This is a genomic window from Candidatus Thiothrix phosphatis (assembly GCF_035668035.1).
Taxonomy (GTDB): Bacteria; Pseudomonadota; Gammaproteobacteria; order Thiotrichales; family Thiotrichaceae; genus Thiothrix; species Thiothrix phosphatis.
In genome coordinates, this window is the sequence record NZ_JAYMYJ010000128.1 from 1 (window position 1) to 8,089 (window position 8,089).

The following is an 8,089-nucleotide window of genomic DNA, read 5'->3' on the forward strand; positions in this document are numbered from 1 at the left end:
GGATAGTGCGCTGATTGCAAGCATGGGCGGTTTCGATTGCAAGCACTTACATGTAACCATTCTTTTCGGGGAACAGGAATCACGATTTACCTGAAGAATGGCGGGACGCTGGAAAAGGCTCAGCAAATGGCTAACCACGAATCACCACGAACCACTAAGTTGTATGACCGTACCAATGATGAAATTTCTCTAGATGAGGTGGAGAAAATCATTATTTGACCTAATGTGTCAATCAGCGTGCAATTTTGACCACCGTTCAGCATCCAATATTGACCAGTATTTTAAGGCCGACCGTTACCGGGCGCGTGTGTTGGAGCTGGTTGCGGCAGGACAATCATACTAGGAAGTCGGGCTGAGGCTCGGAATTAGCAAGAATACGGTCTTGGCAATCGTTCACAGGCAACGAACAACGCATAGGGCAAAGATCCCAATGGGTCACTGCCCCGGTCTTTTGGCTGATTTCACAATTTCGGGGGATGGGCAACGTTAGCCATTTTCCGTTTCTGAAGCGACCCCCGTAGGGCTTTACATCGACACATAAAACACATAATATAAAAATGTGTTTTATGTGTCGATGCATGATCAGGAAGATAGAACAATGCCGTTTGAAGACAACATCACCCCAAAAGAACCGGCAGTGCAAGTCGTGCAAACTGCACAGCAGCAAAGTTTCTCTCGCAGCGATATCGCTACGACAAGGCGGGCGGTTCAGGATTTGAAAGATCAAACTCAAAAGCTGAGTACTGCGATCCTGCAAATCGCTGCCACTAGCCCGGATTGCCCTAGAGGGGCGTTCGAGGCAGCATGGCAACAGCGACAGCAGCTCAATCAAGTTCAGCAGCAACTGAACTCGCTTGAGCAGCAGATCAGCAACTACCTTCCTCACGCAAGCACAGCTCGCCTTACGGATAAAGAGCGTAAAGAAATCCAAGGGCTATACAGATCAGGCCTGTACACACAGGGACAACTCGCCGATCAGTATGGCGTAACGCAACCCACGATTTCAGACATCACAAAGAGCGCGAAATCGTGATGCGAACAGCTCAGCGGCCTAGATAGGTAAAGGAGTCCGCCAGCTACTGCGCTGACAGATTCGCCGTTGAAATTTTCACCCGCTCGCTCATAACGAGGAGCACGACCTTACAAGAGGTAAAAAATGAGTATTGATCCCAACCAAATTTTCGATGGCGCAGCCGATGCATGGGAAGAACTCACCTCCACGCAGACTAGTCGCACAGGCCATGTCGCCGCCCGAGTAGCCTCCTCGCTGGCCAACAACGTTGATCCTGAAGTCATCGCTTTGCAGATGACGATGAACTGTCAGAAGAACAACCCTGACATCTCCCTTACATTTACCGCTGGCGAGATACTGACCATCGCAAAGCTCCACGCAGCCAACAAGACTCGCTCCGCACTCACCAAGCAGCAGACCGGAGCTTTGATCCGCGAGCAAGTCATGGCTGATACTGAAGGCGATCTCGGTCTTCCCTCTTAACTCAAGCTGACGAATAATAAAGGTAGGTATATATATACCTACCTTTATGCAAAGGAATCCCATGGGGAATTCGATTTCTCGGATGGGCACAGGGTCGACTCGGTTGGCTTGGTTCTTCCCAAAAAAGCGGGCGCTTGGCGGGGCTGAAAATGGGATGCAGGTAATCGCTGCTACGCCTTACCGGCTATGGGTTTGCGCGAAATTCTATGGAACTTTCCTGACGTTTGTTTAAGTTCACCCCAGTTGCCAGATTTGTTGCTCCATCGGTAAGTAATTCTCCTGTTCTTCGGTCATGTCTTGGTTTCTAATGGTTTATCTTTCAGCATCTTAGGAGCAGTCCCGAAATAACTTCCCGGTTTTCCTGTAGAGCTGGATAGAGGAAAATAGCCATTCGATTCCCTATCAGGAGTAGGCATTTTGACGTTTATCCCAAAGTTGTAGCAGACCAGATGCGGCGAGTCTACCGCTCGTGACCGTCGCCGCTACGTGGCGGTGGAAGCGGTTCGGTTGGGTCATGGTGGTCAGGAAGACATCGCACAATTATTGGGCTGTGATCCCAAGACCATCCGGCAGGGTCTTGCCGAGTTGGAGTCCAGCGAAGTGCCGGATACCCACCGGCAACGGAAAAAAGGGGTGGACGCAAACCGCTGAATGTTACCCAAGCCTGCCGGGGTGTCCCGCTGGAAACGGTCGAAACCGCTAAACACTACATGGAGAAAACGGAGACGACCACGGGATTGAAAGTGGCCGTCCGCATCATCAACAAGGTGTTTGCCACCGGACGCCAGTATGCGCAGGATTTCAGGAAAAACATGACCATCCGCTTCGATGTCCTGTTACCCAAATGGAACTACACCGCCATTCCGCAGACAGATTGAAAACGGGAGGTTATTTCGGGACAGTTCCTTAATACATCCAGGTGAGTGCAATGTTATCACCCGATGCTGGATTATTTTCCAGACAAGTGTGCGGTACTGGCTAGAGCCTGAAGGCTTGAAACAAGAAAATACCAAAGGCAGCAAAGCTTTGATAAGTACCTTTGGTATAAAAAAAGAGAGACTCTCCGAAGAAACCCTCTCTTTCTGCTAGGAACTGATGGATAACCATCCGAGCTGGTTTCCAAAGACAAAGGGCGCAGAACGCCCTTTATCCAGTGTTTGTGCAGCAGGAGCCTTATTGCTTGGCAGTCTGGCCTTGAGCAACAGAAGTGCCGTTGCCAGCACCGTAGCCGTAACCATTGCCCGCACCGTACCAGTCACCATTACCTTTGCCGTTGGCAGCCATGTCGGTAGCCATGTCAGTTTTGCCTTTGCCCTTGAAGTTGATGCTGAAATCAACTTCGCCGTCCGCGTCGCCTTTGCCACGACCCCAGCCGTTCACGTCGCCAGCACCATTACCGTAAGTGTTGCCATTGGCAGATGTCGTACCAGTCCCCTGCCCTGCGCTGTTACCAACAGCAGAACCGTTGTCAAATCCGTCGAAGAATTCAGCGGAAGCAGCACCAGACAGGGTGATCAGGGCAGCGAATGCGATAGCTTGCAGTTTCATGATATGGGTCTCCTAGCAAATTTGTTTGATGTTTCAATATTAGTTAATTCTAATATTAGAGTTTTCTAATGTAAAGAACTTTTTTAGGGATGCACCGCATTCTACGTTTTGGCGTAAGTCCTGAAGATGGCTAGGGGCTTCGCCCCACGCGCCCCGCAAGGGGTATCCCCAACCTTCCGCGTTCACTGCGTTCCCTTGTGCAGGCCGGGTGATCCCCCTCCCCTTGCGGCTTGCTACCCCCACGCTTCGCCAGCGAGGCAAGGGTTGCCGGGCTTTGAGCTGGCAACCTTTTAAATCAACTGGAGAAGAGCGATGAAAGCAAGGACAGGTTTCTGGATAAATGTTGGTTTCCGCGTGGAAGCCGAGACTATCAGCAAGGAAGAACTGGTCAGGCAGTTGACCGAGTGGGCAGAGGAACACCACTCATTGGATGGCTTCAGGCTGGAGAATGGTGAAGAACCAACGCTTGAGTCTGTGCATTTTGAATGTGATGACTGCTAGGGGGAACGGGTATGGACAAGGAACAATATTACCCTACCCCTGTCAGTCTGGCAGTGAGAATGTGGGAAGCCTTTCGTGATGGATCCTATCTGCACCGGGATAGGCATATCCTTGAGCCGAGTGCTGGGACGGGTGATCTGGTGAAAGCCATGCCAGAATCACGTTATGGCAGTAACCGGCCTATCGTGGATGTGTGTGAGATTGACCCGGAGCGGCTGGAGATACTGGGTAAGACCGCTGGTGTGAGTGTTGTGGGGCATGATTTTTTGGCGTTCGAGCCATCACGCCTGTACACCCATATCATTATGAACCCACCGTTCAGGCTGGGAGCCAAACACCTCATCCATGCGTGGCAGATTGTCAGGAATGCAGAGATTGTTTGCCTGTTGAATGCCGAGACACTCAGAAACCCCAATACCAAGGACAGGGAATACCTTCAGGAGCTGATTGGGGCATATGGTAGTGTTGAGTATGTTGATGGGGCATTCCTTGCACCGGATACCCAACGGACAACCGCCGTTGAGTGTGCCTTGGTGTGGCTGAAAAAGGAAACGCCGGTTGCCCACAGCTATTTGGATGACCTGAAGCTGGACAATGAAACCTTTGAGTTTGGGGAAATCCGGGGGGATGTGACTGACCTTTGCTTGCCGGAGAACATTATTGAAACATCCGTCAGGGTTTACCGGGCGGCGCGTGATGTGCTGTACCGGAAACTGGAGTCTGATGCTGTTCTGGCCTGCGAGTATGCCCGCTGGTCAAGCATTCTTGGTGGTTCTTTGTTGGAGTCGGATCAGGAACGCAACAAACGGGTCATGCAGCAACAGGCAGCCCGTGCCGTCGACAGCCGCAGCGTGCAAGACCAGTTCAACAAGGAACATGACAAGCTGAAAGAGAAAGCATGGAACTACATTCTGTCCGGGATCAGGTTCTATGAGCAGCTCAGTACGGCAGCACTGAAAGCCTTTCAGGCGGAATACAAAAAAGTTGCCCAACTGGAATTCACCGAAGCCAATATCCACGGTTTTCTGGCAGGTGTTGCCCTGCAACGTACCGCGATGACCGATGAAATGATGATCGACATTTTCGACCGTTTTACCGAACGTTACCCGGATAACCGCGCCTATTACCGTGCATGGCAATCGAATGCCAAACACCGGGCGGCAGCTTGGCGGATCAAAATGAGCCGGATCATTATCCCGGTCAATTGCAAGCGTTGGGGAAATTACCTTGACCGTGAGGCACGGGAGGCGTTGGGCGACATTGACAAGAGCTTTGCGGCACTGGATGGCAAGGATGTGGGTGGCATCTATGGGTTGGTAAAGGCAGCCCTCGACAATCCTATCGAAAACTCAAGACGCCATGAGTCTGATTATTTCGAGTTCCGTTACTACCCCGGTGCGCAGACCGTACACCTGTACCCTAAGCGCAAAGATCTGATAGACCGGCTGAACCGGACAGTTGGGCGGCTACGCCAATGGCTACCCAACGAGGAAGGTGCTGTCACCGCCGCATTCTGGCAACAGTATGAACAGGCCGAGAAAGTCACCAACCAGATGTCCATCAATACCCAAGACTTGTCCCGTTACCAGTGCAGGCTGGATAACCCGGACTATGTGGAGCGGCTTATCCAGGCACATACCGAAACCTGTGTCAGGCTGGATATACCGCTTGATGGTTTGCTGGCTAGTCCAGCAGCAGGACAGGGAGGCCAGCAACGGCTGCCTGTACTGCCATAGCACACAAGGTTGGGGCAGGTTGCCTGCCCCAGTCACCAAAATCTGCCAGTGCTGGTGACAGCACTGGCAGGTTATGAAGATGCTAGGGGCTTCGCCCCACGCGCCCCGCAAGGGGTATCCCCAACCTTCCGCATTCACTGCGTTCCCTTGTGCAGGCCGGGTGATCCCCCTCCCCTTGCGGCTTGCTACCCCCACGCTTCGCCAGCGAGGCAAGGGTTGCCGGGTTTTGAACTGGCAACCTTTTAAACCAAGCTGAAGTAAGGAGAACGCAATGAAACTGTTTACTCAAGCGCAATATGCCCAACTGCTGGCAAATGGACGCAAACAACAGGAGGCGATGGCAAAGAATGAAGACTTTGATCCGATGCCAGTCATCAAATTATTCACCCCAGATGCCGCAGCCACCTGGTTACTGAGCGAGATTGACCCAGAAGAACCTGACATTGCTTTCGGGCTATGTGACCTTGGGTTGGGGTTTCCTGAGCTGGGGAGAGTCAGTTTGACTGAAATCCGTGCTGTTCGTGGTCGGTTCAAGTTGCCGGTAGAGCGTGACTTGGGGTTCATCCCGGACAAAACACTGTCTGCCTATGCCGAAGAAGCGCGGCAACATCGCCAGATTATTGCCTGACCCACTTGGGCGGGCAGTGTTTACTGCCCGCCATACTGACCACAAGGAGAAAAGCCATGCCGCAATATATTGTTTACGCGCAGCAAGTGCTGTATGTGGAGCGTGTGATTGATGCACCCGATGAGGAAGCCGCCGCCACTATCGCCGATCAACTGGTACAGACAGGGATGTTGCAGCCGGTCAATTCGGTTGAGTTTGAGAATGGGGTGTTGTGTGAGGTGGTGGAAGCGGATGTACCTACCAAGGAAGCACCACCCACTTCAACACTGCTGGATGTGTTTGGGGAACCGCCTTCAGATGCCCCAGCCTTTGGGGAAAACAAACTGGATTTTCTGGCAAAAAGCCGTCTTAACACCATTCTGTTTGCCACCGAGCCACGCAAAATTGGCAAAACATGGTGGGTTTATGCTGTCTATAACAGCGCATTTTTTCCGGGGGGCAATGCCACGGAGATGTACTTCTATGACCAGAATACGTCAGTGTGGCTGGATTCACGGCAACATCCCCGCTATGACGATCATGATGGCGAGTATGCCGGGTTGCCCAAGGGATTGCGCCGCCTGTATGAAGACCATGAACAGGCTGTTCGCGCTGCCTTGTGTCAAGACTGGCAGCCTGAACAGGCAGGATAATGGGTGATAGCAAAAGCAGACCCGCCATACTGGGCGGGTCTGCTTTTTTGGTGAGTTGGTGCAGCATAGCTGCCACAATGCCTGTATCCAACCAGCATTATGGAGCATGGCAACCAGATGGTCAGCGCAGTACAGATAGAAAACAGCCTCAAAGCATTGGGCAACGCCGCTCATGCTGCCGATGCCCAACGCTTCTTCAAGACAGGAGTTGGGGAGTATGGCGAAGGCGACCAGTTTTTGGGAATCCGTGTCCCGGTATTGCGTCAACAGGTGAAACAATACCGGGGCTTGCCATTGGAGGAAGCCCTGTTGTTGCTGCATTCCCCGCTCCATGAGGTGCGTTTGTTTGCGCTGTTGTTACTGGTTGAGCAGTTCCAGCGGGGTACAGCGCAGCAACAAGCTGACATCCATGCGCTGTACCTTGCCAACACGCAGTACATCAATAACTGGGATCTGGTGGATACCTCTGCCCCGTACATTATGGGGATCTACCTGCACGGGCGGGATAAACAAGTGTTGTATGCGTTGGTAGCATCCAGCAGTTTGTGGGAACGGCGTATTGCCATGATTGCCACTTTTTTCTTTATTCGCCAACACCAGTTTGGGGATGCGCTGGCTATTGCCAAACTGCTACTGGCTGACCGGGAAGACCTCATCCACAAGGCCGTTGGCTGGATGTTGCGGGAAATTGGCAAGCGTGACCGGGCAGTTGAAACCACCTTCCTGCAAGCCCATTACCGGATTATGCCGCGCACCATGTTGCGCTATGCCATTGAGCATTTTAGCCAGGAAGAACGGCAGCGGTATTTGCAGAAATGAACCGTCAGTCATGCCCGGAAGCGGGCATAACGTGTCAGTCAGTATCAGGTGGGCGGCAGGGAAGCCAGTTTTAATGCGGCAGATTCCCGTTCTGTGGGGATGACTTCCCCGGCAGGTGAACCGTCCAGGTGGTATCTAAGCGGCTGCTGCATCAGGTTATGCAGGTATTGCATAGTCGAGGTGTGACGGTGCAGCAGTTGCTGCACGACCCGTTTGCTGGCACTGATGTGGTTTGTGCTGATGTAGCGGAAAATGGCTTTTTCGATACCCACTGCCAGCGGCAGGTGGTCACGCCATGCCCCAAAATGCCCCTGCAATTGCTGGTCAAGTTCCTGCGCACGGATAGTGCTGGGGGGGATGACCACCTTTTTGGAAGCAGCCGGTTTTTTACGGGGTGCTTTCCCTTTGGCGGGTTTGTTGCGCGGTGGGGATGGGGTGGTGGATGCTTCACGCCGTATGATCCGTTTGCCTGCAATGGTTTTGCTGCCAGATGGGGAGGTTCCATCGGATTTATCTGTTTTCCTGCCCAGTGATAGGGTTTTGCGTGGCTTGTCGGTCATGGTGTCAGGCTTGTTGTCCAAGGTTATCCAGCGTGTACACGGATGCAATATCTGTGTGCTTGTCCTGCCAATCTATCACGGGATTTCAAATTTACAAGGTAGCGGGTTGCCCTGCTAGGGCGACCGCATATAAATTTGCATTGAAACAATGCAGTTAGCGACACTACTGG

Annotated in this window: 11 protein-coding genes; 9 read left to right on the forward strand and 2 right to left on the reverse strand. The window is 52.4% G+C overall.

The features are described 5' to 3' along the window. The first annotated feature begins 598 nt into the window (after positions 1–598). The 4 genes from VSS37_RS14785 to VSS37_RS14800 all read left to right on the forward strand — a co-directional run bounded on the left by VSS37_RS14785 (position 599) and on the right by VSS37_RS14800 (position 2,373). Positions 599–1,033 carry a hypothetical protein gene (locus tag VSS37_RS14785; protein WP_324696451.1) on the forward strand — a complete coding sequence of 145 codons (435 nt, stop codon included), beginning with the start codon at positions 599–601 and terminating at the stop codon, positions 1,031–1,033. A gap of 123 nt (positions 1,034–1,156) precedes the next feature. Beyond that, the gene (locus tag VSS37_RS14790) at positions 1,157–1,495 is read left to right on the forward strand and encodes a hypothetical protein (protein WP_324696453.1); all 339 of its coding nucleotides are present in this window, start codon (positions 1,157–1,159) and stop codon (positions 1,493–1,495) included. 507 nt (positions 1,496–2,002) lie between these two features. Next, entirely contained in the window at positions 2,003–2,146 is a 144-nt protein-coding gene (locus tag VSS37_RS14795; RefSeq protein WP_324696455.1) for a hypothetical protein, read from the forward strand. Then, entirely contained in the window at positions 2,143–2,373 is a 231-nt protein-coding gene (locus tag VSS37_RS14800; protein WP_324696466.1) for an ISAzo13-like element transposase-related protein, read from the forward strand. The genes VSS37_RS14795 and VSS37_RS14800 overlap by 4 nt, the downstream gene beginning before the upstream one ends. Positions 2,374–2,668: 295 nt before the next feature. Here the strand turns inward: VSS37_RS14800 and VSS37_RS14805 are convergent, their stop codons facing one another. Further along, positions 2,669–3,043, reverse strand: coding sequence for a hypothetical protein (locus tag VSS37_RS14805; protein ID WP_324696457.1), 375 nt, complete (start codon positions 3,041–3,043; stop codon positions 2,669–2,671). 312 nt (positions 3,044–3,355) lie between these two features. On the opposite strand from VSS37_RS14805, the gene VSS37_RS14810 reads away from it, so the two are divergent. The 5 genes from VSS37_RS14810 (at position 3,356) to VSS37_RS14830 (ending at position 7,359) form a co-directional block, all read left to right on the forward strand. Beyond that, complete coding sequence (locus tag VSS37_RS14810; RefSeq protein WP_028489479.1) at positions 3,356–3,544, forward strand: hypothetical protein; 189 nt, start codon at positions 3,356–3,358, stop codon at positions 3,542–3,544. An 11-nt stretch (positions 3,545–3,555) separates the two neighbouring features. Beyond that, positions 3,556–5,280, forward strand: a complete 1,725-nt coding sequence (locus VSS37_RS14815; protein WP_324696459.1) for a DUF4942 domain-containing protein — start codon at positions 3,556–3,558, stop codon at positions 5,278–5,280. Between the two features lie 271 nt (positions 5,281–5,551). Then, entirely contained in the window at positions 5,552–5,908 is a 357-nt protein-coding gene (locus VSS37_RS14820; RefSeq protein WP_324696460.1) for a DUF2958 domain-containing protein, read from the forward strand. 56 nt (positions 5,909–5,964) lie between these two features. Further along, positions 5,965–6,540: a hypothetical protein gene (locus tag VSS37_RS14825; RefSeq protein WP_324696462.1), complete on the forward strand. Its 576-nt coding sequence runs from the start codon at positions 5,965–5,967 to the stop codon at positions 6,538–6,540. Positions 6,541–6,657: 117 nt separating this feature from the next. Further along, entirely contained in the window at positions 6,658–7,359 is a 702-nt protein-coding gene (locus tag VSS37_RS14830) for a DNA alkylation repair protein (protein WP_324696463.1), read from the forward strand. 44 nt (positions 7,360–7,403) lie between these two features. Here the strand turns inward: VSS37_RS14830 and VSS37_RS14835 are convergent, their stop codons facing one another. Beyond that, positions 7,404–7,940, reverse strand: coding sequence for a ProQ/FINO family protein (locus tag VSS37_RS14835; protein ID WP_324696464.1), 537 nt, complete (start codon positions 7,938–7,940; stop codon positions 7,404–7,406). Positions 7,941–8,089: the final 149 nt, after the last annotated feature.